Source organism: Candidatus Sulfotelmatobacter sp., assembly GCA_035504415.1.
GTDB lineage: Bacteria > Vulcanimicrobiota > Vulcanimicrobiia > Vulcanimicrobiales > Vulcanimicrobiaceae > Vulcanimicrobium.
The window spans coordinates 435,923-457,462 of the sequence record DATJRY010000017.1 but is presented as its reverse complement, the minus strand read 5'-3'; the positions used below and the strand labels follow the sequence as shown (position 1 = coordinate 457,462).

Annotated in this window: 21 protein-coding genes; 6 read left to right on the top strand and 15 right to left on the bottom strand. The window is 70.4% G+C overall.

The window, feature by feature from the left end; genetic code table 11:
- Position 1 precedes the first annotated feature (1 nt).
- Genes VMD91_15880 through VMD91_15865 form a run of 4 tightly spaced genes read right to left on the bottom strand, consistent with a single transcriptional unit; the run spans position 2 to position 2,980 of the window.
- On the bottom strand, positions 2 to 706 hold the full coding sequence (locus VMD91_15880; GenBank protein HTW85550.1) for an SCO family protein: 705 nt from the start codon (positions 704 to 706) through the stop codon (positions 2 to 4).
- Positions 700 to 2,373, bottom strand: a complete 1,674-nt coding sequence (locus VMD91_15875) for a cbb3-type cytochrome c oxidase subunit I (protein ID HTW85549.1) — start codon at positions 2,371 to 2,373, stop codon at positions 700 to 702. Before VMD91_15875 ends, VMD91_15880 begins: the two co-directional genes overlap by 7 nt.
- Positions 2,370 to 2,837, bottom strand: coding sequence for a cytochrome c oxidase subunit II (locus VMD91_15870; protein HTW85548.1), 468 nt, complete (start codon positions 2,835 to 2,837; stop codon positions 2,370 to 2,372). Before VMD91_15870 ends, VMD91_15875 begins: the two co-directional genes overlap by 4 nt.
- A 2-nt stretch (positions 2,838 to 2,839) precedes the next feature.
- Positions 2,840 to 2,980 (bottom strand): hypothetical protein, encoded by a 141-nt coding sequence (locus tag VMD91_15865; GenBank protein HTW85547.1) that lies wholly within the window; start codon positions 2,978 to 2,980, stop codon positions 2,840 to 2,842.
- A 105-nt stretch (positions 2,981 to 3,085) separates the two neighbouring features.
- Between VMD91_15865 and VMD91_15860 the strand changes: the two genes are divergently transcribed.
- Positions 3,086 to 3,589, top strand: coding sequence for a hypothetical protein (locus tag VMD91_15860; GenBank protein ID HTW85546.1), 504 nt, complete (start codon positions 3,086 to 3,088; stop codon positions 3,587 to 3,589).
- Positions 3,590 to 3,639: 50 nt separating this feature from the next.
- Positions 3,640 to 4,350, top strand: a complete 711-nt coding sequence (locus VMD91_15855) for a response regulator transcription factor (GenBank protein ID HTW85545.1) — start codon at positions 3,640 to 3,642, stop codon at positions 4,348 to 4,350.
- 83 nt (positions 4,351 to 4,433) lie between these two features.
- On the opposite strand, the gene VMD91_15850 is transcribed toward VMD91_15855, so the two are convergent.
- On the bottom strand, positions 4,434 to 5,600 hold the full coding sequence (locus VMD91_15850; protein HTW85544.1) for a hypothetical protein: 1,167 nt from the start codon (positions 5,598 to 5,600) through the stop codon (positions 4,434 to 4,436).
- An 85-nt stretch (positions 5,601 to 5,685) separates the two neighbouring features.
- Here VMD91_15850 and VMD91_15845 point away from each other — a divergent pair, with 85 nt between their 5' ends.
- Positions 5,686 to 7,242: an ATP-binding protein gene (locus tag VMD91_15845; GenBank protein ID HTW85543.1), complete on the top strand. Its 1,557-nt coding sequence runs from the start codon at positions 5,686 to 5,688 to the stop codon at positions 7,240 to 7,242.
- On the opposite strand, the gene VMD91_15840 is transcribed toward VMD91_15845, so the two are convergent.
- From VMD91_15840 to VMD91_15825, 4 genes are all read right to left on the bottom strand, one after another.
- Positions 7,217 to 9,583, bottom strand: coding sequence for a phosphoketolase family protein (locus tag VMD91_15840; protein ID HTW85542.1), 2,367 nt, complete (start codon positions 9,581 to 9,583; stop codon positions 7,217 to 7,219). The genes VMD91_15845 and VMD91_15840 overlap by 26 nt on opposite strands.
- A 2-nt stretch (positions 9,584 to 9,585) precedes the next feature.
- Entirely contained in the window at positions 9,586 to 10,452 is an 867-nt protein-coding gene (locus VMD91_15835; protein ID HTW85541.1) for a universal stress protein, read from the bottom strand.
- 56 nt (positions 10,453 to 10,508) lie between these two features.
- Positions 10,509 to 10,916, bottom strand: coding sequence for a hypothetical protein (locus VMD91_15830; protein HTW85540.1), 408 nt, complete (start codon positions 10,914 to 10,916; stop codon positions 10,509 to 10,511).
- 78 nt (positions 10,917 to 10,994) lie between these two features.
- Positions 10,995 to 11,567 (bottom strand): helix-turn-helix domain-containing protein, encoded by a 573-nt coding sequence (locus VMD91_15825; GenBank protein ID HTW85539.1) that lies wholly within the window; start codon positions 11,565 to 11,567, stop codon positions 10,995 to 10,997.
- A gap of 79 nt (positions 11,568 to 11,646) precedes the next feature.
- On the opposite strand from VMD91_15825, the gene VMD91_15820 reads away from it, so the two are divergent.
- A complete protein-coding gene (locus tag VMD91_15820; GenBank protein ID HTW85538.1) occupies positions 11,647 to 13,221 on the top strand; it encodes a DHA2 family efflux MFS transporter permease subunit in 1,575 nt (524 codons plus the stop codon).
- A gap of 12 nt (positions 13,222 to 13,233) precedes the next feature.
- Here VMD91_15820 and VMD91_15815 read toward each other — a convergent pair whose 3' ends face one another.
- Positions 13,234 to 15,291 (bottom strand): PQQ-binding-like beta-propeller repeat protein, encoded by a 2,058-nt coding sequence (locus tag VMD91_15815; protein ID HTW85537.1) that lies wholly within the window; start codon positions 15,289 to 15,291, stop codon positions 13,234 to 13,236.
- 134 nt (positions 15,292 to 15,425) lie between these two features.
- Between VMD91_15815 and VMD91_15810 the strand changes: the two genes are divergently transcribed.
- Together VMD91_15810 and VMD91_15805 are read left to right on the top strand one after the other, a co-directional pair.
- Complete coding sequence (locus VMD91_15810) at positions 15,426 to 16,355, top strand: MoxR family ATPase (GenBank protein ID HTW85536.1); 930 nt, start codon at positions 15,426 to 15,428, stop codon at positions 16,353 to 16,355.
- Positions 16,352 to 17,665, top strand: coding sequence for a VWA domain-containing protein (locus tag VMD91_15805; protein ID HTW85535.1), 1,314 nt, complete (start codon positions 16,352 to 16,354; stop codon positions 17,663 to 17,665). The genes VMD91_15810 and VMD91_15805 overlap by 4 nt, the downstream gene beginning before the upstream one ends.
- A 50-nt stretch (positions 17,666 to 17,715) precedes the next feature.
- Here VMD91_15805 and VMD91_15800 read toward each other — a convergent pair whose 3' ends face one another.
- The 5 genes from VMD91_15800 to VMD91_15780 all read right to left on the bottom strand — a co-directional run bounded on the left by VMD91_15800 (position 17,716) and on the right by VMD91_15780 (position 21,537).
- Positions 17,716 to 18,063 (bottom strand): zinc-ribbon domain containing protein, encoded by a 348-nt coding sequence (locus VMD91_15800; GenBank protein ID HTW85534.1) that lies wholly within the window; start codon positions 18,061 to 18,063, stop codon positions 17,716 to 17,718.
- A gap of 271 nt (positions 18,064 to 18,334) precedes the next feature.
- A complete protein-coding gene (locus VMD91_15795) occupies positions 18,335 to 18,895 on the bottom strand; it encodes a hemerythrin domain-containing protein (protein HTW85533.1) in 561 nt (186 codons plus the stop codon).
- Between the two features lie 65 nt (positions 18,896 to 18,960).
- The gene (locus VMD91_15790) at positions 18,961 to 19,890 is read right to left on the bottom strand and encodes an NAD(P)-dependent oxidoreductase (protein HTW85532.1); all 930 of its coding nucleotides are present in this window, start codon (positions 19,888 to 19,890) and stop codon (positions 18,961 to 18,963) included.
- 28 nt (positions 19,891 to 19,918) lie between these two features.
- Complete coding sequence (locus VMD91_15785; protein HTW85531.1) at positions 19,919 to 20,353, bottom strand: RidA family protein; 435 nt, start codon at positions 20,351 to 20,353, stop codon at positions 19,919 to 19,921.
- The gene (locus tag VMD91_15780) at positions 20,350 to 21,537 is read right to left on the bottom strand and encodes an amino acid ABC transporter substrate-binding protein (protein ID HTW85530.1); all 1,188 of its coding nucleotides are present in this window, start codon (positions 21,535 to 21,537) and stop codon (positions 20,350 to 20,352) included. The genes VMD91_15785 and VMD91_15780 overlap by 4 nt, the downstream gene beginning before the upstream one ends.
- Positions 21,538 to 21,540: the final 3 nt, after the last annotated feature.

Genomic DNA, 21,540 nt, shown 5'->3' with positions numbered 1-21,540 from the left:
TTCAGCGCGCGCGCAGCGCGCGAACGAAGACGGCCGCGACGAGCGCCGTCGTCAACGCCAAGACGCCCAGCATCGCGGCGCCGGAAAGACCGGCCGACGCCGCGCCGCAGGTGGCCGCCGCGGCGGCCAGCCACAACCGCAGCGCGGTGAGCGGCGCGATGCGCTGCTCGGCGCGCGCGCGCGCCAGCGCCAGGACGTCGAGCGGATCCCAATCCGCGCCCGCGACGCGCTCGGCGATCGTGCCGTCCGGCGCGATCACGATCGCCGCCTCGGTGTGGACGATCGTCAGCGGCGCCGTTCGGCGCGTCGCGATGCCGAGCCGGGTCGCGAGGTCGGCGACGTCGTCCGGCCGGCCGGTCACGAGCGTCCAGCGCGCCGGGTCCTCGCCGAACGCGCGCCCGTACCGGCGCAGCACGGCGGGCGTGTCGTAGGCCGGGTCGAGCGTGATCTCGACCAAGCGAATCGGCGCGGCTCCGAGATGGCGCTGCAGCCACGCGAACTTCCCCGACGCCGCCGGACACGCGCGTTCGTCGCCGCAGCGCGTGTAGACGAACGTCACCACCTGCACGCGCCCGGCGCCGCGCGCGAGCGAGAACGGGCGGCCGTCCTGCGCGACGAGCGGGATGTCCGGGACGGCGTCGCCGATCCGTTCCTCGGGAACGAACGGCGACGCCGTCGCCAGCAGCAGCGCCAGCGCTGCTACCACGTGCGCATGCCCGGCGCGAGGTACGCGTGCGCGCCGAGCTGCTGCGCCAGCGGTCCGGCGTACGAGATCACCGCCACCAGCAGCGCGAGCAGCGCCCAGCGGCCGGTCTGGTCGAACAGCGCCGGCGTCGGGCCGGCGTGCGGATCGGCCGGCGCGAACGAGAGCTCCGGCTGGTGCTCGTCGCGGACCGGATCGGTGAGGAACGTCCCGGTCGCGACGATCACGAAGAACAGCACGCCCAGTGCGACCAGCGCGCCGCCCACGGCCGCGCCGACCATCTCGGGGTGCCAGAGCTGCGCGGCCTGCGCGCCCAGGTACGAGACGTCGGACGTGCGCCGCGGCGCGCCCAGCAGCCCGGCCCAGTGCATCGAGAGCGACATGACCGCCATCCCGACGAACCAGGTGTAGATCGACGTGAGCGCCAGCTTCGGCGCGAACAGACGCCGCCCGGTCAGCTGCGGAACGAGCCGGTACGACGCGCCGATGAACGTCAGCGCGGCCGGTCCGCCCACCGTGATGTGGAAGTGACCGACGATCCACATCGTGTTGTGCACCAGCACGTCCATCGAGTACGAGTTGTTCACGATGCCGCCGAAGCCGCCGAAGATGAACAGGATCATCCCGAACGCCGGGCCGGCGAAGACCGGATCCCGCCACGGCAGCCACCGCACGGTGGCGATGAAGCCGCGCACGCCCGCGTTCCGCGCCGCGCGCTCGAACGAGGCGAAGATCGCGAACGCGGTCATGAACGAGGGCACGACGACGCCGAAGGTCAGCACGGTGTGCAGAAACTTCCAGCCCGCCGAGATGCCGGGGTCGAGGTACTGGTGGTGCAGCCCGACCGGCGTCGAGAGCAGCAGCAGCAGGATGAACGCCAGCCGCGTCAGCGCGTCGCTGAAGATGGTGCCTTTGTAGGTCGTCGGGACGACGGCGTACCAGATCGTGTACGCCGCCATGATCCAGAAGTAGACCAGCGGGTGGCCGAAGTACCAGAACAGCATGCGGGTCAGCTCGACGTCGACGCCCGGCGTCCAGCCGAGCGACCACGGCAAGAGGATCAGCATCTCCGCGACGACGCCCAGGGTCGCGATCACCCACATCGCCATGGTGGTCGCCGCCATGAACGCGGGCAGCGGGACGCGCTCGCCGGGATGGTGCCGCTTGAACCACACCACGTTCTCGAACACGTCGTAGGCGACGAACCAGGTCCCGGCCACCAGCAGCGTCGCGCCCAGATAGAAGAACGGGCTGGCCTTGAGCGGCGCGTAGAACGTGTAGAGGACGCTCGCGTTCCCGCTCAGGATCGTGATCGTCGCCATCACGGTGCCGATCAGCATGACGACGTAGCCGATCCGGTTGACCAGCGTCGAGCGCACCCGCGGGATCGCGTGGTAGACGCAGTACGTGAACAAGCCGGTGATGAAGAACGTCGTGAAGACCAGCGCCATCAGCACGCCGTGCGCGGTCAGCATCCGGTAGTAGTCGAACCAGGCCGGCATGACGATCCAGTTCGCGCGCGTGAAGCCCTGCAGCAGGCCGAACAGCGCGCCCAGGCCGAGTACCAGCGTCGCGGTGTAGACGTGGCTGAGCGCGACCAGATCGCCCTCGGCCTTGGAGAGCGCGAGCGCATCGGTCGACCCGGCGCGCGGGGAGGTCGTGACCCTCATTGCACGATCACCTTGGCGGCCATGAGCTGATGGCCGGCGCCGCAGTACTCGTTGCAGAGCACCAGGTACGTGCCGGGCTTGCGGAAGGTCTGTGAGACGGCGTTCACCCAGCCGGGCGTGACCGACGCGTTGACGCCGGTCTCGGGGATCGAGAAGCCGTGCATCACGTCGGTGCTGGTCAGGTAGAAGGTGACGTGGGCGCCGGTCGGGACGGTGATCGTCGCCGGGTCCCACGAGAAGATGTGTCCGACGTAGTAGGCCTCGTACTGACCGGGCCCGATCTGGTGCAGACCCGGGTGGTCGAACGGCGGGGTCGAGGAGACCTTGGCCGGGTCGATCGTTTGCGTGCGGCTGGGCGGAACGAAGCCGTCGACGACGGCCGACGTCGCGATCACCGCGATGAAGAACACCAGCATCGCTAGGCCCATGCCGATCCAGATGCGCTCGAGGCGGTGGACGTGCATCCTCACCACCGCGCGCGCAGCAGCGCGTACATGAGACACCAGCCGACGAGGATGCACGCGCCGATGGTCAGCACGAACCGCATGGTCAAGGGAAGAGGCTCGTCGACGGAAGTCTCCGCGACGGGCACGTCGTCAGATTGCATGTCGGTGAGCCTAGCAGCGCTCGGTGGCGAACTTCGGAACGGCGCGTGAACGGGCGTTCGCGCGGCCTTCGCGAGCCGTGCCGCGCCGGTCGTTACGCTCGAACCATGAGCCAGCTGCACCTCCGCCGTCCCGTCGCCTGCGCCGTCGGCCTCGCGCCGGGCTTCATCGACCGGTTCCTGGCCGGTCACCGCCGCGGCGACCAGACCGTCCTGACCTTACGGGCACCGCTCGAGATCGCCGGCCTCGCCGCGTTCGAGCTGGAACGCGACTGCGCCGTGCACATCCGGCGAGCCGACGATCGTGCGACGATGGTCGCCTCGTACCAGCTCTCGTGGCAAGCGACCGGCCAGGGCCCGTTTCCGGTCTTCCACGGCACCCTGAGCGTCGACGGCGACGACGACTACACGTCCTGCATCCTCGACTTGCAGGGTGGCTACGAGCCGCCGGGCGGCGCGGTGGGGGCGGCGTTCGACCTGGCCGTCGGCCACGCGGTCGCCGAGCGCGTCTGCCGCCAACTGTTGGACGACCTCGGCATCTTCTTGGAGACCGCCTATCGGCTCGAGGAACGGGAGAAAGCCGACCGCCGCGCCGCCATCGGTCCGGGGTGACGCGGGCGCAGAAGGTCGGCGCGCGCCGGACCCGTGAACGCTCGGGTACCGTGGAAAGCGCGCGTGCCCGAACCGTGCTGCTCGTCGACGACGAGCCCGCTCTGGTCGACGTCCTCGAGCACTACCTGATCGAGGACGGCTTCAGCGTGCTGCGCGCCGCCGACGGGCCGACCGCCGTCGCGTTGGACGAGCAGCACCACCCCGACCTGTTGATCCTGGACATCAACTTGCCGGGCTTTCCGGGCACCGACGTGCTGCGCCGCGTGCGAGCCACCCGTGACGTGCCGATCATCATGCTGACCGCCCGCGGCGAGGAGATCGACCGCGTCGTCGGTCTGGAGCTCGGGGCCGACGACTACGTCGCCAAACCGTTCAGTCCGCGCGAGGTGGTGGCGCGCGTACGAACCGTCCTGCGCCGCGCGGAGCGCGGGGCAACCTCGCCGGCGGCCGCCGCGCGCACGATTCGCCGCGTCGGCGGGATCGCGATCGACCCGGTCGGCCACGAAGTCACCGTCGACGGCAAACCGGTCATGCTCACGCCGACGCAGTTCAAGCTGCTCGACGTCTTGGCCGAGCACGTCGGCCAGACGCTGACCCGCGAGCAGCTGATCGAGCGGGTCAGCGTCGACGGCGACGTCTACGATCGCACGCTCGACCGCCACGTGGCGAACCTGCGCGCGCGCATCGAGGCCGATCCGACACGTCCGCGCTACGTCATCACCGTCTTCGGGGTGGGCTACAAGATGATCGCACCCGCGTGAGAGCGGCGCTGCACGAGATCCGCAACCAGCTGGCGGTCGCGGTGGCGAACGTCGAGGCGTTTCGCGACGGCGTCATCGCGCCCTCACCCGAACGCCTGGATCTCGTCCTGCGGGCGCTCGAGCAGATCGACGTCCTCTTGGGCGAAGTGTCCGTCCGCGGCGAGGAATCGAGCGGCGAAGCGCGCTAGCTGCCAGCCCTCCCGCGCCGTGACGACCGCGACGGCGATCGTGCTCGACGCCGCGTCGATCCGACCGTCCCCGCCTTGGTGGCGATTGACCCGCTCGTCGAGCTGCGCGCCGTGCCCTTCGAGTCCCGCGATCGCCGCGGCGCGCAGCGCCGGCACGTTCTCGCCGATCCCGCCGGTGAAGACGACCAGGTCGACGCGGCCCAGCGCGGCCACGATCGCGCCCAACGACGTGCGCACCCGCCAGGCCAAGACGTCGAGCGCCAAGCGCGCATCGGGATCGTCGGCGGCATCGAGCAGGACGCGCACGTCGCCGCTGCGGCCCGAGATACCCAGCAGGCCGGACTCCCGCTCGAGAATGCGCTCGAGCGAGGCGGGCGTCGCGCCGCGCCGCAACGCCTCGAGCAGGAGGCCCGGATCGACCGCGCCGCAGCGCGTCGCCATCGGAACCCCCTCGAGCGGGGTCAGCCCCATCGTCGTATCGATGCTGGCCCCGTCGCGAATCGCGCACAGCGACGACCCGCCGCCGAGGTGCAGCGTCGCCGCGCGGCAGCGCCGGACGTCCAGACCGGCGAGCCGCGCGCCGCGGTGCACCGCGTACTCATGGCTCAAGCCGTGATAGCCGCGGCGCCGCAGGCCCACCCGCGTCCATGCGCGCGGGACCGCGTAGGTCGTGGCGGCAGCCGGCAAGGTGCGGTGGAACGCGCTGTCGGCGACGGCGACCTGTACGACCGTCGGGTCCGCGTGCGCGACCACGGCGCGCAGCCGCAACGCGAGCGCGTCGTGCAGCGGCGCGCTGCCGGCAGCGGTCCCCATCCGATCGGCGGCGGCGGCGTCGAACGTCGTGACCGCGTTCCAATCGGGCGGCACGGCCACGACGCGATGGGCGACCACGTCGCCGTCGCGCAGCAGCGCCGGCAGCACCTCCTCCGCCGCGGTCGGAGCGAAGCAGCGGCTGAGGACGGCCGCCGGTGGTTCGTCGAGCGAGGGAAGCGTACCCGACGCCAGCTCGTATCGCTCGACCTTGACCGAGGTCGAGCCGGCGTTGACGGTGAGGAACTGCACGCGGGAGATCGTGCGTCCCCGCGGTGAACTTGGGTGGAACCCGAGGTGAACGTCGTTCGCCGCGGTGGGGGAGGTTGCGTGTCCGATGCGGGATCATCTGCGGCTGATCGTCCATGCCGCGCCGGTCGCGATCGTCGTCGCCGACGACGCCGGCGCGATCGTGCTCGTCAACGAGCAGGGTGAGCGCCTCTTCGGATACGACCACGAGGAGCTGCTCGGGCGCTCGGTCGAGACGCTGGTGCCGGCCCGGCTTCGCGCCGCCCATCCCGCCCTGCGAGCGGGCTACCTGGGCGCCCCGATCGGCCGGCCGATGGGCGCCGGCCGCGACCTCTACGGGCTGCGGCGCGACGGGACCGAGGTGCCGATCGAGATCGGTCTCAACCCGGTCGAAACGCCCGACGGCACGTTCGTCCTGGCGGCGATCATCGACATCACCGAACGCAAGCGCGCGCAGGAGATGCGCACGCAGCGCGACAGCGCGCTGGCCGCCTCGAAGGTCAAGTCGCAGTTCGTCGCCACCATGAGCCACGAATTGCGCACGCCGCTGACCGCGATCATCGGCAGCGCCGAGCTGCTCTCCGAGACGAACCTGGACGCGCGCCAGCGCGTCTACGTCGAGACGATCAACCGCTCCGCCGAGGCGCTCATGGCGCTGATCAGCGACGTGCTCGACTTCTCGAAGATCGAGGCCGGCGCGCTCGAGCTCCAAGTCACGAAGCTGCTCATGCAGACCGTGGTCGAGGACGCCGCCGCCGTGCTGACGCCGCAGGCGCACGCCAAGGGGGTGGAGCTCCAGACCTTCATCGACCCGCGCGTGCGGGTCGCACTGCGCGGCGATGTCGGGCGCTTGCGCCAGATCCTGCTCAATCTCATCGGCAACGCGGTCAAGTTCACCGAACGCGGCCGGATCGTCGTGCGCGCCGTGCCGCTGGCGACGACCGCCGCCGAGATGGTGGTGCGTTTCGAGGTCGAGGACACGGGGATCGGCGTCGAGCCCGCGCTCGTCGAGCGGCTGTTCGAGCCGTTCGTGCAGGCCGACGCCTCGACGACGCGGCGTCACGGCGGGACGGGACTCGGCCTCTCGATCTCGCGCCAGCTGGCGACGCTGATGGGCGGTGAGATCGGCGTCGAGAGCGCGCCGGGACACGGCTCGACCTTCTGGTTCACCGCGCGCTTCGCGCTCGAGCAGGCCGCGGCCGTGGCGAGCGAGGTCGAACGCGTCGCCCAGCGCGAGGTCCGCGGCAGCGTGCTCGTCGCCGAGGACAACGCCGCGCTGCGCGAGGTGCTCGAGCAGCAATTCGAGCGGCTCGGCGTGCGTGTCGTGATGGTGGAGGACGGCGCCGCCGCCGTCGCGGCGGTGCGCGACGGCGACGTCGCGCTGGTGTTCATGGACTGTCACATGCCGGTCCTCGACGGGCTGGCGGCGACGCGGGCCATCCGCGCGGAGGAAGCGCAGCGCGGGACGCCGCGCGTTCCGATCGTGGCGATGACCGCCAACGCGTTCGAGGACGATCGCTTGGCGTGCCTGGCCGCCGGAATGGACGACTATCTGGCCAAGCCCGTGCGCCTGGCCGATCTGCGCCGCGTCGTCGAGCTGTGGCTGGGCCGCGGCGGGGTCAGCGCCGCCACGTCCATCCCGTGACCTCCGGCAGGTCGTACCCTTCGCGGCGGATGAACGCCGCGTGCCGCGCGAGCGCGCCCTCGAACGCGGCGATCGCGGCGTCGGGGACGACGACGCTCCGTTCGCGCGCGCGCCGCAGGACGTCGAGCGCGAGATCGTAGCGGCTGGCGTGGTTGAGGACGGTCATGTCGAACGGCGTGGTCGTCGATCCTTCCTCGACGTAGCCGTGGACGTGGAAGCGTTCCGGCCGCGGCCGGCGGTAGATCAGCTCGTGCACGGTTCTCGGGTATCCGTGGTACGCGAACACCACCGGCGGCGTCGTGCCGAACAACTCGACGAACGCCTCGTCGCCGGTGCCGTGTGGGTGCAGCTCGGGTGAGGTCAGCGCGAACAGGTCGACGACGTTGACGACACGCAGGCGCAGGGACGGCGCGTGCTCGCGCAGCAGCGAGACCGCCGCCAGCGTCTCGAGCGTCATCACGTCGCCGGCGCAGCCGAGCACGACGTCGGGATCGGGGTCGTCGGCGGCCCATGCCCAGCGGGCCGCGCCGAGCGCGAGATGCGCGCGCGCGGCCGCCAGGTCGAGCCATTGCGGCGCATCCTGCTTGGGCGCGACGACGACGTTGATCCGGTCGGTCGTGCGCAGCGTGTGCTCGGCGACGCACAGCAGGCTGTTGGCATCGGGCGGGAGGTAGACGCGCACGTAGTCGGCCTTCGCCTCCAGCACCGTGTTGACGAAGCCCGGGCCTTGGTGCGAGTACCCGTTGTGCTCCTGCCGCCACACGTGCGAGGTCATCAGGAAGTTGAGCGCCGAGACCGGCGCGCGCCACGGCACGCCGGCCGCGGTTTTCAACCACTTGGCGTACTGCGCGACCATCGAGTCGACGATCGGCACGAAGCCTTCGTACGAGGCGAACAGGCCGTGCCGCCCCGAGAGGACGTAGCCTTCCATCCAGCCCTCGCAGGTGTGCTCGCTGAGCATCTCCATCACGCGGCCGTTGCGGGCGAGGTGCGTGTCGCTGAACGCGACCGGCAGGGTCCACGCGCGCGCGGTGACGTCGAACAGTCCGTCGAGCTTGTTCGAAACGGCTTCGTCGGGCGAGAAGACGCGCAGGTTGCGCTGCTCGGCGTTCGCTTCCAGCGTCGCCGCGAGCCAATTGCCCAGGGCGTGCGTCGCCGAACAGCTCGCGGCGCCGGGCGCGCCGACCGCCGTGGCATACTCGTCGATCGGCGGCAGGCTCAGCGGCACGCGCAGGTTGCCGCCGTTGGCGCGCGGGTTGCGCCCCAACCGTCGCGCCGGCGGCGGCAAGCACGCCAACACGTCGGCGATCGGGTTGCCGGTCGCGCTGAAGAGCTCGTCGGGCCGGTACGAGCGCAGCCACTGCTCGACGACCGCGCGGTGGGCGGCGTTGCCGTACGGATCGTCGACCGGGATGCCGTGCGCGCGCGGCGTCCCTTCGACCGGCAGGCCGTCGAGCGTGCGCGGGCCGGTCATCCCTTTGGGGCTGACCAGCACCAGCACCGGCGGCGACAACGGCGTCGCGCCGAGCCGCGCGCGGCGGCGACGGTCGTCGAGCAGGTCGGCCGCGTCGTCGAGCGCGCGCCACAGCGCGGCGTGCACCGTGTCACGGGCGTCGTCCTCGTCGACCTCGACGAACAGCGGCTGATATCCCATCCCGCACAGGTAGTCGTGCACGGTCGCACGCGGCATGCGGGCCAGCACGCTCGGCGCCGACAGCTTGTAGCCGTTGAGGTGCAGGATCGGCAGCACCGCGCCGCTGGTGGCCGGATCGCAGAAGGCGTGCGAGAGCCACGAAGCCGCCAGCGGGCCGGTCTCGGCTTCGCCGTCACCGATCACGCACGCGACGAACGCCTGCGGGTCGTCGAGCGCGATCCCGTACGCGTGCGAGAGCGCATAGCCGAGCTCACCGCCCTCGTGCAGGGTGCCGGGCGTGCGCGCGGTGAGGTGGCTGGGCAGTCCGCCCGGCCACGAGAAGTCGCGCAGCAGCGCCTGCATCCCGTCCTCGCCACGCGTATAGCGCGGGTCGGTCTGGCCGAGCGTTCCTTCGAGGTAGAGGTTGGCGTAGACGGCCGGCGCGCCGTGACCGGGTCCGACGACCAGCATCGCGTCGAGATCGCGGTCGGCGATCAGCCGGTTGAGGTGCGCGTAGATCAGATTCAAGCCCGGCACAGTGCCCCAGTGGCCCAGCACGCGCCGTTTGCAGTCGTCCGCTTCGAGCGGACGGCGGAGCAGCGGGTTGTGGCGCAGGTAGAGCTGCGCTGCGGCGAGATAGTTCGCTGCCCGCCAATACCGGTCGAGCCGTTCGAGGCGAACGTCGGTCGTCAGCAGCGTCGCTTCCATGCTCAGCGCGCCGCCGCGGCGACCGGCGTGACGGGGACGACGAGCACGGGCACCGGGCTCGTGCGGGCGATCGCCTCGGCGACGCTGCCCATGCGGAAACCGCCCGTCGCGTTGCGGTGCGCGCCGACCGCGATCAGATTGGCGTGCATGGTCTCGGCGGCGACCAGCAGCGCTTCGACCGGATCGCCGCCGAGCGTCGCGGCATCGGTCGAGACGTGCGCGGCGTGGGCCAGGCGGCGACCTTCTTGCAGCGCCTGCCGTTCGGCGGCGCCGTCGTCGCGCTCGGCCACGTGCGCGAAGAACACGGCTCCCCCATCGTGCGCCGCCAGATCGATCGCAGCCCGAACGGCGTTACGTGCGCCGGCCGAGGGGTCGAGCGCGACCAGAATCTGACGGAACGGTCGGGCGGCCAGCTCGGCGCTCTCCTCGTGCACCACGAAGGTCGGGACGTCCGTCTGGTGCAGCACGCCGGCCGCGGTGTTGCCCAGGATCAGGCGCGCGAGTCCGCGGCGCCCGTGGGTGCCCATCGCGATCGCGTCGACCTTCCGCTGGCGGGCCAGCGAGCAGATCTCCCGGATCGGGTTGCCGTCCGCCGCCAGCGTCAAGCAGCGAACGTTCGCCGCGTGCGCCTGCTCCCGCGCCCGTTCGAGGAGCGTCTCTTCGTCCTCGTCGAGCGCCGCGAGAACCGGGGTCGGATCGCCGCCGTACGGGGTGACGCACTCCGCGGCGATCGTGGCCCGGTCGATGACGTGGGTGACGATGACCTCGCCGTCCGGCGCGGCCAGCCGCAGAGCGAGCGCGAAGGCCGCATCCGCCGCGGCTGAGCCGTCCATCGGGACGAGGATCGAACGAACGTGCCGTGTGTCCATGCCCGCAGCCTAAACGGCGGCCGCGAACGGCGTATGAAGCTCCGTGGAGCGTGCGTTCACGCGGCGTTCTTCGGGTCCCGGATCTCCCGCGTGAGGCGGTCGAGCACGCTGCGCACGCAGGTCTCGACAGCGTCCCGGTCGCGCGCGCGATCGCTGTTCGCGCCGTGCGCGATGTGACCGCGAACGACGAGCCGCGTGTGACCGGGCGCGATGGTCGTCAGCTGCACGGTCCCCGCGTAGACCGCGCCGTGCGAGCGAGGCGTCACGGAAAACGCGAACGTGGACCAGGACGTACGCGCGAAGCCGAGCGTCGCGTGCGGCGCGAGCTCGCCTTCGAGGCGCGCGGCGCCGCGCTCCACCAGCCAGGCGACGACGGGGAGCGCGACCGAAAGGTCGCGTGCCTGCGCGAACGCGCCGTGGGCAGCGGTGTGGGCGTGGAGGTCGAGCCGGTCGAACCCAAGCATGCGCCCGATTCTCTCCCGGCCGGGTGAACGCGTCGCGAACGGTCTCTTCCCAACCCGTTCGCCTATGTTCGGTTTCGGTTAGGCCTCGGGCGCGTAGGCGGCGATGCCGGCGGCCAGGATCTCGCCGGCCAGCGCGCGGTCGTCGACGGCGCGCGCCAGCGTGAGCGCACCGACCAGGCCCGAGAGCACCGCGATCGCCTTGCGCCGGCGCGCCGCCGCGCTCCGCCCCGGAACGAGGTTCGCGAAGCGTTCCACGTAGCCGCGCAGCCCGTCCGCGAAGGCCCGCCGCACCGGCGGCGCTTGGCGCGGGGCCTCGCCGGCCAATGCCGCGAACGGGCAGCCGCTGCCGCGGTGGGTCCGGTGCCCCTCCGAGAGATACGTCCGCACGAACGTCGCCAGCGCCGCCTCGGGGTTCTCCTCGAGCAGCGGAGCCCAAGCGTCGCGTCGCGTCTGGACGGCGCGCGTGCAGGCCGCCGCCGCCAACTCGTCCTTCGAGCCGAAGTGCCCGTAGAAGCCGCCGTGCGTCAAGCCGGCGCGTTCCATGATCTCGGCGACCCCGACGCCCTCGAAGCCGCGCTCGCGGAACAGCACCGCCGCCGCGTCGACGATCCGCTCGTGGTTGGCCTGGGCCTGCTCGCGCGTGACCTTCATCGAGGGAGGCGTACGGCGGGCTTTTTCATGATTCCCGTCATCATTGACATAATCATGACATGTATCATATAAACGGTCAATGGCACAGGCGGCGCTCCCTCGGCTCGCGGCGACGGGCCGGCCGGGCCCGACGGCGGCGCCCGCTCCGGTCTCGGTCGTGGAGTACGGCCGGCGCCGCACGCTGATCGTCGTGGGCGTCATGCTGGCCGCGCTGCTGCAGACGCTCGACGCGACGATCGTCAACGTCGCGCTGCCGACGATCGAAGGCAACGTCGGTGCGTCGATCGACGACGGCGCGTGGATCGTCACCGGGTACATCATCTCGAACGTCGTCGCGATCCCGCTGGCGCCGTTCCTGCTGCAGCGCTTCGGGCGCCGCCAGTACTACGCTATCTCGATCATCGGCTTCACCGCCGCCTCGTTCTTGTGCGGAACGGCAACGACGCTCTCGACCCTCGTCCTGTACCGCATCGTGCAGGGCGCGTTCGGCGGCGCGCTGATCGCGACCTCACAGATCATCCTGCGCGAGACGCTGCCGCCGGAGAAGATCGGGGCCAGCTCCGCCCTGTTCGCCGTCGCGCTGACGCTGGGACCCGCGCTCGGGCCGACGCTGGGCGGCGCGCTGACCGACAACTTCTCCTGGCCGTGGGTGTTCGAGATCAACGTCGTCCCGGGCACGATCGCGGCGCTGATCATCCTGACGACGCTGCGCAATCCGGCGCCGCCGCGGCGCCTGCCGTTCGACGCGCTCGGCGTCGCGCTGCTGGTCGTCGGGCTGGGCTCGCTGCAGTACGTCCTCGACGAAGGCGAACGCAACGACTGGTTCGGCTCGGACCGCATCGTGCTCTTCGCCTGCGCCTCGGTGCTCGGACTCATCGCCTTCGCCCTGTGGGAGCTGTGGGGAACGAAGACGCCGATCGTCGACCTGCGGATCTTCCGCTACCGCAACGTGCGGGTCGGCGTGGGCAGCGCGATCCTGATGGGCGCCGTCGTCTTCGGCCCGACCATCATGCTGCCGCAGTACACGCAAGGGATTCTCGGCTTCACCGCCATGCTCAGCGGCCTGTTGATGCTGTTGCGCGCGGCGCCCGTGCTCGTCTGCACGCCGTTCGTCGCCCGCCTCGCGACGCGATTGGACCCGCGCGCGCTGCTGGTGCTCGGCTGCGCGACCAGCGGCGCAAGCTTCTTCCTCATCGCGCAGCGGATGACGACCGGCAGCGACTTCGGCACCTTCGGGCCGCTGCTGGTGCTCAGCGGGATCGGCCAGTCGATGCTGCTGGTCCCGCTGCTGGTCAGCGTGATCGGCACCGTGGTGCCGCAGGACGGGCCGAAGGCCAGCTCGTTCATCAGCCTTTCGTTCCAGCTGGGCGCCTCGATCGCCAGCACGATGCTGATCACGATCTTCGACCGGCGCACGTACTTCCACGCCGACATCCTGCGCTCGGCCGCGACCGCGGCCAATCCGCTGCTGCGTGCCGACGTCCCGCACGCGCTGGCGCTGCTGGCGCGCGCGGTGCTCGTCCAGGCGACGAACCTCGGCTTCGCCGACGCCATTCTGGCGCTGGTGCCGGTCAGCGCGCTGGGCGTCCTGCTCGTGCTGTTCCTGAAACGACCCGGACCGGCGACGGGCCCCGCGCCCGTCGCCGCCGAGTAACCGCGCTTCGCGCTACTTGAGCGTGAAGATCGCGATCGTATCGCCCAGCGGGTAGCCCAGCTGGAAGTTGCCACCGGCCGCGACGGCGATGTACTGCTTGCCGCCGACCGAGTAGCTGACGGGCGGAGCGTTGACGCCGGCGCCCAGTCCGTAGTGCCAGATGACCTGACCCGTGCGCGCGTTGACGGCGGCGAACGTGCCGTCGCCCTCACCGTAGAACACGAGACCGCCCGCCGTGGCGAGCGCGCCGCCGATCAGCGGCTGTTTGGTCATGTGGGTCCAGTCGACTTTACCGGTGTCGACGTTGATCGCGACCAGTCGTCCGTCTTGGAGACCGCCCGGCGCGACGTTGGTGAACGCGCTGCCCAGCCGCAGCTGGCCGGGCGTGTTCACCGCCGGCTCGGTCTGGAAGTTCATCAGCTGGTCCATCGCCAGCACGTAGACGTCGTGCGTCTGCGGCGAGAACGCCGGCGGCGACCACTCGGCCCCGCCGTTGGCGCCCGGCAGCATCTTCACGCCGGTCTTGGTCGGCTGCGAGAACATGTTGCGCGACATCGCGACGTAGTTCTGCGAGCGGGTGATGAGCTTGCCGGTGCGCCGGTCGACGATGAAGAACCAGCCGACTTTGCCCGCCTCGCCCGCGGCCGGGATCGTCCGGCCGTTCTTGTGCACGTCGAAGAGCACGACCGGGCTGACGGCGTCGTAGTCCCAGACGTCGTGCTTGACCTCTTGGTAGTACCACTTCATCTTGCCGGTGTGCACGTCGAGCGCCACGATCGAGTCGCTCCAGCGGTTGTCGCCCTTGCGCTTGTCGCCGTAGAGGTCGGGGTTCGGGTTGCCGGTGCTGAAGATCAAGAGGCCCAGCTTGGGATCGAGCGCGGGCGTCGTCCAGTTCATCCCGCCGCCGCTCTTCCACGAGTCGCCCGAATACGTGCTCGGGTCGGTCGCGTTCCAGCGCCAGATCTGCTTGCCCGTGTGCGCGTTGTACGCGGCGTCGAAGCCGCGGATCGCCCACTCGCCGCCGGCGCTGCCGATCAGGATCATACCGTCGTAGACTTGCGGCGTCATCGTCTCGGAGTAGCCGACCGACGGGTCCGCGACCTGTACGCGCCACTTGAGCGCGCCGGTGCGCGCGTCGAGCGCGACCAGCCGGTCGTCGAGGGTCAAGAAGTAGACGTTGCCGTACGCGACGGTGACGCCGCGGTTGACCGGACCGCAGCAGATCTTGAACGGCGTGAGCGTGTAGGTCGTCTCCCAGATGCGCGCGCCGGTGGCGGCGTTCATGGCGACGACCTTCATCTGGTTGTTGACGACCGGCGTCGAGGCGTACATGACGCCGCCCACGACGATCGGCGTGGTCTCGAAGCTGGCGGTGAAGCCCGTCTGCGCGATCGCCACCAGCTGGAGCGATCGCACGTTCGACGTGCTGATCTGCGAGAGCGGCGAGTAGCGATCGTTGTCCCAGGTGCGGCCGTTGACCAGCCAGTCGGCGGGACTCGACCAGCCGCGGCTGATCATCGCGTCGGTGACGCTGACGTTGGCACCGCCGGGGATCGGGCCGAACTGCTTGGTGATCGGCGCCGCCGCGCGCACGATCTCGACTTTCGGTTCCGCAGCCATCGCGGCCGCCGACGTGGTCACGCCGGCGAGCTTCAGATCGCCCGCGTTGGCGGCGCTGAATGTCGTCGAGTTGGCGGGATAGCCGTTCTTCGAGATGACGAAGGCGGTGACGTCGGCGTACTGCTGCGCGCTCAGCGTGCCGGGCGCATCCGCCGGCATCTGCTTGCTGATGAAGTCGAGCAGATCGGCGCCGGTCTTGTACGACGCGTTGATCGACTTCTTGAAGGCCGCGCCGACCAGCGTGGGTCCGGCGCCGCCTTGCAGGCTCGTACCGTGACAGACGGCACAGCGGCTGGCGTACACGGTGGCGCCGGAGTTGGCCTGGGCCGCCGTGTAGCCACCGGTGGTCTGGGCACTGGTGACTGCACCCGTGATCAGCAACGCCAGCGCTCCCACCGCCGTTGCCGCACGCCAGACCGGCGACTTCATACCATGGACAGGATCGCTCATAGTCGCTCCTTGCTGAAATGATAGCCGGGACGGAGAATACTTCCAGGCACTAGCACTTCGGACGAGGTTTCGCCTGCACGAACGGTGCCGCCGGGCAGGATGCGCGATGCGGCAAGCGCCATTTTCTCACCACCATGGATGAGGCACCCCGCGTCGCGATCGACGCCGTCAGCGACGGCCTCGCGGCCGTCGGCTACATCGCCAGCCGCCGGATCGCGACCGCGGTCTTTCTCGCGCGGGCGCTGCACAAGCCGATCCTGGTCGAAGGGCCGGCCGGCGTCGGCAAGACGGAGCTGGCGCGGGCCGCCGCGCAGCAGCTGGGGCTGCCGCTGGTGCGGATGCAGTGCTACGAGGGCCTCGACGAGGCGAAGGCGCTCTACGAGTGGCAGTACGGCAAACAGCTGCTCTACACGCAGCTGCTGCGCGACCGGCTCGGCGAGACGCTGCGCGAGGCCGGCGATCTCGACGGGGCGCTGGCCCGCCTGCGCGGCCTCGACGACCTCTTTTTCTCCGAGCAGTTCCTCGCGCCGCGACCGCTGCTGCGCGCGCTGCGCGAGCCGGCCGGCGCGGTGCTGCTGATCGACGAGATCGACAAGGCCGACGCCGAGTTCGAAGCGTTCTTGCTCGAGCTGTTGGCCGACTACCAAGTCACCATCCCGGAAATCGGGACGATCACCGCGGCCGTGCCGCCGCTGGTCGTGCTGACCTCGAACAGCACGCGCGACCTGGGCGACGCGCTCAAGCGGCGCTGCTTGCACCTGCACATCGGGTTTCCCGAGGCGGCGCTGGAAGAACGGATCGTCGCCACCCGCGTCCCCGAGATCGGCGAGCGTTTGCGCGCGCAGCTGGTGGCGTTCGTCCACGCGCTGCGCGGGCTCGACCTGCGCAAACCGCCGTCGGTCGGCGAGACGATCGACTGGGCGCGCGTGCTGGTGCTGCTGCACGTCGACGAGCTGGGGGTCGAGGTCGTGCGCGAGACGCTGACCGTGCTGCTGAAGATCGAGACCGACGTCGCGACCGCAACCCGCGAGCTGCCCGCGCTGCTGGCGCGGCGGCCGGCGTGATCCCACCGCTGGTCGACTTCCTCCAGACCGCGCGCCGCGCGGGCCTCCCGGTCTCGCCCGCCGAGAGCATCGATGCGGCGCAGGCGCTGGCGCTGGTCGGCTACGCGGACCGCGCGCGGCTCAAAGACGCGCTGGCGCTGGTGCTGGCCAAGTCCGCCGACGAAGAGCGCGTGTTCGACGAGTGCTTCGAACGCTATTTCTCGAGCGCCCCCGCGGTGGCGGATGTGCAGCCGCCGGGGGGCGCCGAACGCGTCGCGTCCGCCTTGGGCGGGCTGTTGCTCGGCGGCGGCGGCGCGGCGCTGACCGCGGCGCTGGAGACGGCTGCCAACGAGACCGGCGTGGGCGCGATCCGGCTCTCGACGCAGGCGAACCTGGCCGCCTACCGGATCCTCGAACGGCTCGGGCTGCGCCAGCTCGATCGCGAGATCGCCGCGCTGCGCGCGGGCGATCCGCAGGCGGTCGTCCTCGCCCAGATGCTCGACGAGCGGCGGGCGGCGCTGCGCGAGCAGGTGCGCGCGCTGATCGCGCGCCGCCTGGACCTGGCCGCGCCGGAGAACGAGCGCTGGCGCGACGAGTACCTGGCGACGACCCGCTTCACCCACGTCGACCGGCGCGATCACGCGCGCCTGCGGATCATCGTGCGGCAGTTGGCGAAACGGCTCGCGACCCGCTACGGGCGAACGCGCCGCCGCGCGCGCCGCGGCGTGCTCGACGTGCGCCACACGATGCGCGCCAACGCCGGCACCGACGGCGTGCCGTTTCGCACGGTCTGGAAGCGGCGGCGCATCGAGAAGCCGCGCGTGCTGGCGCTGTGCGACGTCAGCGGCTCGGTCGCGGCCACCGCGCAGTTCTTCCTGCTGTTCCTGTTCAGCTTGCGCGAGGCGCTGGCCGACGTGCACGCCTTCGCCTTCTCGAACCGGTTGGTCGAGGTGACCGAGCTGCTCGAACGCCAACCGGTCGACGAGGCGATCGCCTCGATCTTGCGGGTGATCGGTTTCGGCGCCACCGACTACGGCCGCTCGCTGGCCGAGCTGGCCCTCGAGTGGCTCGACCGCGTCGACCGCCGCACCTCGATCCTGATCGTCGGCGATGCGCGCAGCAACTATGGCAACCCCCGGGTCGACGTGCTGGCCGCCCTGGCCGCGCGCGCGCGGCGCGTGGTCTGGCTCAACCCCGAGACGCGCTCGTCATGGGGCAGCGGCGACTCGGAGATGTTGCGCTATCTGCCGTTCTGCGACGTGGCGCGCGTTTGCAGCAGCGTGCGCGACCTCGAACGCACGCTCGGCGACCTGCTGCGCGCGACGGCGTAAAAGAAAAACGACCCGGTCGAAACCGGGCCGCTCTTCGTCATGGACGCCGCTTAGCGCGAGTGGCTACGCGCGTCGAAGCAGGTGCGGCAGTACACGGGCTTGTCGCCACGCGGCTGGAACGGCACCTGCGCGACGCCGCCGCAACCACTGCAGGTCGCGGAGAACATCTCGCGTTGCGGACGGCTGCCACCGTAGCCGCCTCCGCCGGAACGGCCACCGCCGAACCCGCCGCCGCCGCCACCACCGGCTCCGCGCTGGGCCTTACGGGCCGCACGGCAATCCGGGCAACGGTTCGGCTTGTTCGTGAAGCCCTTCTCGGCAAAGAAGGACTGCTCGCCGGCGGAAAACGTGAACGGCTGCGCGCAATCAACGCAGCTCAAGGTCTCATCTGTATACATGGGGTCTGACTCCAGGCGCCTGTTTGTTTCTAAGACGTGCCATGTACCAGAGTTGCCTGAGCGACCACGGGAACCGACTCGTACGCGACAGGGCGAGACGGACGCCGTCGGCCGGCCCTGCGCGGCTACTATAACACGAATCGCGTCGAAAGAGTGCCAAGGGACCCCACGACCCGCCCGCGCCGATCTGCTCCCCTGGCGACCAAGCGAGCGTTCGGCGATCGTCGGGCGCCCGCAAACCGGCCGCCCGTACGAAGCGCCCGACGCGCCCTCAGCGGCGCGTCTTGCGTCCCGCCGACTTCTTGGCGGCTTTCTTGCGGGGCGCGCCGACGCGCTTCTTGGCGCCGCCGGCGCGTGCCGCCGGGCGCGGCGAGCGCGTCGAGGTTTCGCTCACGCCGCGCTGTTTGGCGCGTTCCCAGCTCGCGCCGATCGCGTCGAGCTCCTCGGCGTCGAGCAGTTTCTTGGCGACCGAGAAGACCTTCGACTCCTCTTCCTCGACGTGGTGCTTCACGCTCTCGCCCAGGACTTGCAGCTCGGCCTTGAACTTCTCGTCCGGCTTGCGGCCCGAGCGCAGCATCTCCATCAGCGCCCGCGCCACCGCGTGCTCGGTGTACGCTTCGAACACGTCGACCTGCTGTTCTTGCTCCTCCGCGCGCTTGCGCAGCTGCGCGTAGAACAGGCGCTCTTCGATGGCGAGGTGGAGCGAGAGCTTCTGTTCGATCTCGCGCGCAAGCTCGACCAGGCGCTGGTCGCCGGGGTCGCACCCGTCGGCGTCGTCGATCAGCGCCCCCACTTCCCGGTGCTCTTGCTTGATGATGGTCAGGACATCCATTGCCGCTCCTCCGTGCGAATGCAGTCGGCAGTTTGTACCTGCCGATGCACGCGCTGAAACGAGCGTCAGTGCGCTCCGGAGTACGGCGGGACGGTTTTCGGGTCGCGCGCGATCCCCGCTTCGGCGGCGACGGCGTGCAGAACGACGGCGAAGTCTTCCTTCGCGTAGCCGAAACCGCGCGCGGCGGTGAAGCTCTGCTGCGCCGACGCGCCGGTGCCCAGCGGGACCCCGATCTCGTGCGCGAGGTCCAGCGCCAGCTGCAAGTCCTTCTGGATCATGGTGACGTCGAACCAGGCGTAGTCGGGGGGCTCGAGCGCGAAGGGCATGCGGTACTTGAGTGCCGGCGAGGCGATCACGCCGCCGAGCAGCGTCTCGAGTGCGAGCCGGCGGTCGATCCCCATCTTCTCGGCCAACACGACGCCTTCGCTCATCGCGACGACTTGCACGGCCAGGTTGAGATTCGCCGCCAGCTTGAGCGCCTTGGCCTGGCCGACCTCGCCCACGTGACGCACCGTCGAACCGATCGCCTGGAAGGCCGGTTCGGCGCGCGCATACGACGCCTGCGGGCCACCGACCATGACCAGCAGGTTGCCTTGGCGCAAGGTGAGGATGCTGCCCAGCACCGGCGCGTCGAGCAGGTGCGCGCCGCGCTCGGCGACGCGTTGGGCGACCGCGCGCACCAGCGTGGGCGAGGTCGTGCTCATCTCGGCGAAGATCGCGCCCTTCTGCAAGCCCGCCAGGATGCCGTCCTCCCCGTCGAGCACGGCGTTCAGCGCCGCGTTGTCGGTCACCATCGAGATGATCAGATCGCTGCGCTCGGCGACCTCGCGCGGGCTGCCCGCGACGGCCATGCCGCGCGTGGCGAAGCGCTCCGCCTTGGCGCGCGTGCGATTCCAGCCGGTCAGCGGAAAGCCGGCGTCGAGCAGGCGTTCCGCCATGCCGGCGCCCATGTCGCCCAGGCCGACGATGCCGACCCGCAGATGGTGTGTGGTCACGAGATGCTCCTGTGTGGCAAAGGACGGATCAGGCGGGCGCGACCGCGATCGCCTGGATCTCCAGGCGCAAGCGCGGATCGGTCGCCAGCCGTTTGACCTCGACCGTCGTGCTGGTCGGTAGGTGTCCGCGGAAGAACTCGCCCTGCACGCGGTTGATGGCGTCTTGGTCTTGCGCGATGTGGGTGAAGAACCGGGTCAGGCAAACGACGTCGCCCGGCGTGCAGCCGGCCGCGCTCAACGCCAGCGCGAGGTGCTCGTACGCGATGCGCGCTTGCGACTCGGCGTCGAGCGGCATCGCGTCGAAGACGGCCGGGACATGCGGGTGATCGTGATAGACGGGCGCGCCGGTCACGCCCGAGATGAAGACGAGCTTTCCGCTCGCGACCTTGATGGCCGGCACGAACAGCGAGTTGATGGTCGGGTCGTAGCCCTCGTGATGGATCGTCTCGAGGTGCGCGCTCATCGCCCCGACCAGGCGGGAAACGGCACGATCGGCTTGCCGTGCGCGGCGTTGCCCGGGTACACGATGACCTGCTTGCCCTTCTGCCACTGCAGGATGTACGAGGTGTAGCCGAGCTGGATGCCGGTGCGCGGATCGACGCGCCACTCGCCGAGCAGCGTCTTGATCCGCACCGCGGCCAGCGCGTCGCGCAGCTTGTCGTGGTCGAGCGAGCCCGCGCTCTTGATCGCGGCCGCCAAGACCTCGAGCGCCGAGAAGTTGCTGGCGGCGTGATAGTCGGGGTCGCGGTGGAACTCGGCCCTGTAGCTGGACTTGAAGGCTTGGTTCTCGCGCGAGGTGCCCGCGGCGTCCCAGCCGGTGACCGAGAAAACGCCGTCGACGTCGGCGCCGGCGCTCTCGGCGAAGCGCGGATCGGACGGCCCGATCGCTTCGTAGAACATCTTGGGAGCGTAGTTCGACACCTTGAGCTGCCGCAGCACGCCGATCGAGTCGTTGGGGAACGCCATCGCCAGCAGCACGTCGGGGTTGGCGGCCTTGACCTTCTCGATCACCGAGGAGAAATCGCTGGCGCGCGCCGGGTAGAACTCTTGGTAGACGACGGCCTGCCCGAAGCCGCGTGCGACCCCGGGGACAGCGTCGGCCAGCGAGTGCGCGAAGGCCGTGTCGGGTCCGATCACCGCCAGCGACTTGAAGTGATGGTCGTGCGCGATCGAGAGGACGCCGAACAGATAGGTCTGCACCGGTCCCAGGCCCTGGAAGATGTAGCGGAAGCCGCGCTGGAACATCGCGACGTCGGCCGTCTCGGGGCAGATCATCGGCATCTTGTAGCGCTCGGCGACGTTCGCCGCCGGCGCCGTGATCGCGGTCCCGTAGGGGCCCATGATGACGTCGACCTTGTCCTCGTTGATCAGCCGCTCGTAGAGGCGCACGCCGGTCGCCGGATCGCTCTGATCGTCGTAGTACTTGAGCGCGAGCTGACGCCCGAGCACGCCGCCTTTGGCGTTCTGCTGCTTGATCCACAGCTGATAGCCTTCGAGCGAGTACTTTCCGCCGTCGGCGAAGATGCCGGTCAGCGAGAGGGAGGCGCCGACCACGATCGGCGCGCCTTGTGCCGCCGCCGGCAGCGGCTGCAGCGCGGGCGCCAGTGCCGCGGCACCGCTCGCCGACAAGAAACGGAGTCTGTTCATGAC

Excerpts from the sequence above, each read along its gene's own strand:
- VMD91_15875 (HTW85549.1), bottom strand. The coding sequence starts at position 2,373 with ATGAGGGTCACGACCTCCCCGCGCGCCGGGTCGACCGATGCGCTCGCG.
- VMD91_15870 (HTW85548.1), bottom strand. The coding sequence starts at position 2,837 with ATGCACGTCCACCGCCTCGAGCGCATCTGGATCGGCATGGGCCTAGCG.
- VMD91_15865 (HTW85547.1), bottom strand. The coding sequence starts at position 2,980 with ATGCAATCTGACGACGTGCCCGTCGCGGAGACTTCCGTCGACGAGCCT.
- VMD91_15860 (HTW85546.1), top strand. The coding sequence starts at position 3,086 with ATGAGCCAGCTGCACCTCCGCCGTCCCGTCGCCTGCGCCGTCGGCCTC.
- VMD91_15845 (HTW85543.1), top strand. The coding sequence starts at position 5,686 with ATGCGGGATCATCTGCGGCTGATCGTCCATGCCGCGCCGGTCGCGATC.
- VMD91_15840 (HTW85542.1), bottom strand. The coding sequence starts at position 9,583 with ATGGAAGCGACGCTGCTGACGACCGACGTTCGCCTCGAACGGCTCGAC.
- VMD91_15835 (HTW85541.1), bottom strand. The coding sequence starts at position 10,452 with ATGGACACACGGCACGTTCGTTCGATCCTCGTCCCGATGGACGGCTCA.
- VMD91_15830 (HTW85540.1), bottom strand. The coding sequence starts at position 10,916 with ATGCTTGGGTTCGACCGGCTCGACCTCCACGCCCACACCGCTGCCCAC.
- VMD91_15825 (HTW85539.1), bottom strand. The coding sequence starts at position 11,567 with ATGAAGGTCACGCGCGAGCAGGCCCAGGCCAACCACGAGCGGATCGTC.
- VMD91_15820 (HTW85538.1), top strand. The coding sequence starts at position 11,647 with ATGGCACAGGCGGCGCTCCCTCGGCTCGCGGCGACGGGCCGGCCGGGC.
- VMD91_15815 (HTW85537.1), bottom strand. The coding sequence starts at position 15,291 with ATGAGCGATCCTGTCCATGGTATGAAGTCGCCGGTCTGGCGTGCGGCA.
- VMD91_15810 (HTW85536.1), top strand. The coding sequence starts at position 15,426 with ATGGATGAGGCACCCCGCGTCGCGATCGACGCCGTCAGCGACGGCCTC.
- VMD91_15800 (HTW85534.1), bottom strand. The coding sequence starts at position 18,063 with ATGTATACAGATGAGACCTTGAGCTGCGTTGATTGCGCGCAGCCGTTC.
- VMD91_15795 (HTW85533.1), bottom strand. The coding sequence starts at position 18,895 with ATGGATGTCCTGACCATCATCAAGCAAGAGCACCGGGAAGTGGGGGCG.
- VMD91_15785 (HTW85531.1), bottom strand. The coding sequence starts at position 20,353 with ATGAGCGCGCACCTCGAGACGATCCATCACGAGGGCTACGACCCGACC.
- VMD91_15780 (HTW85530.1), bottom strand. The coding sequence starts at position 21,537 with ATGAACAGACTCCGTTTCTTGTCGGCGAGCGGTGCCGCGGCACTGGCG.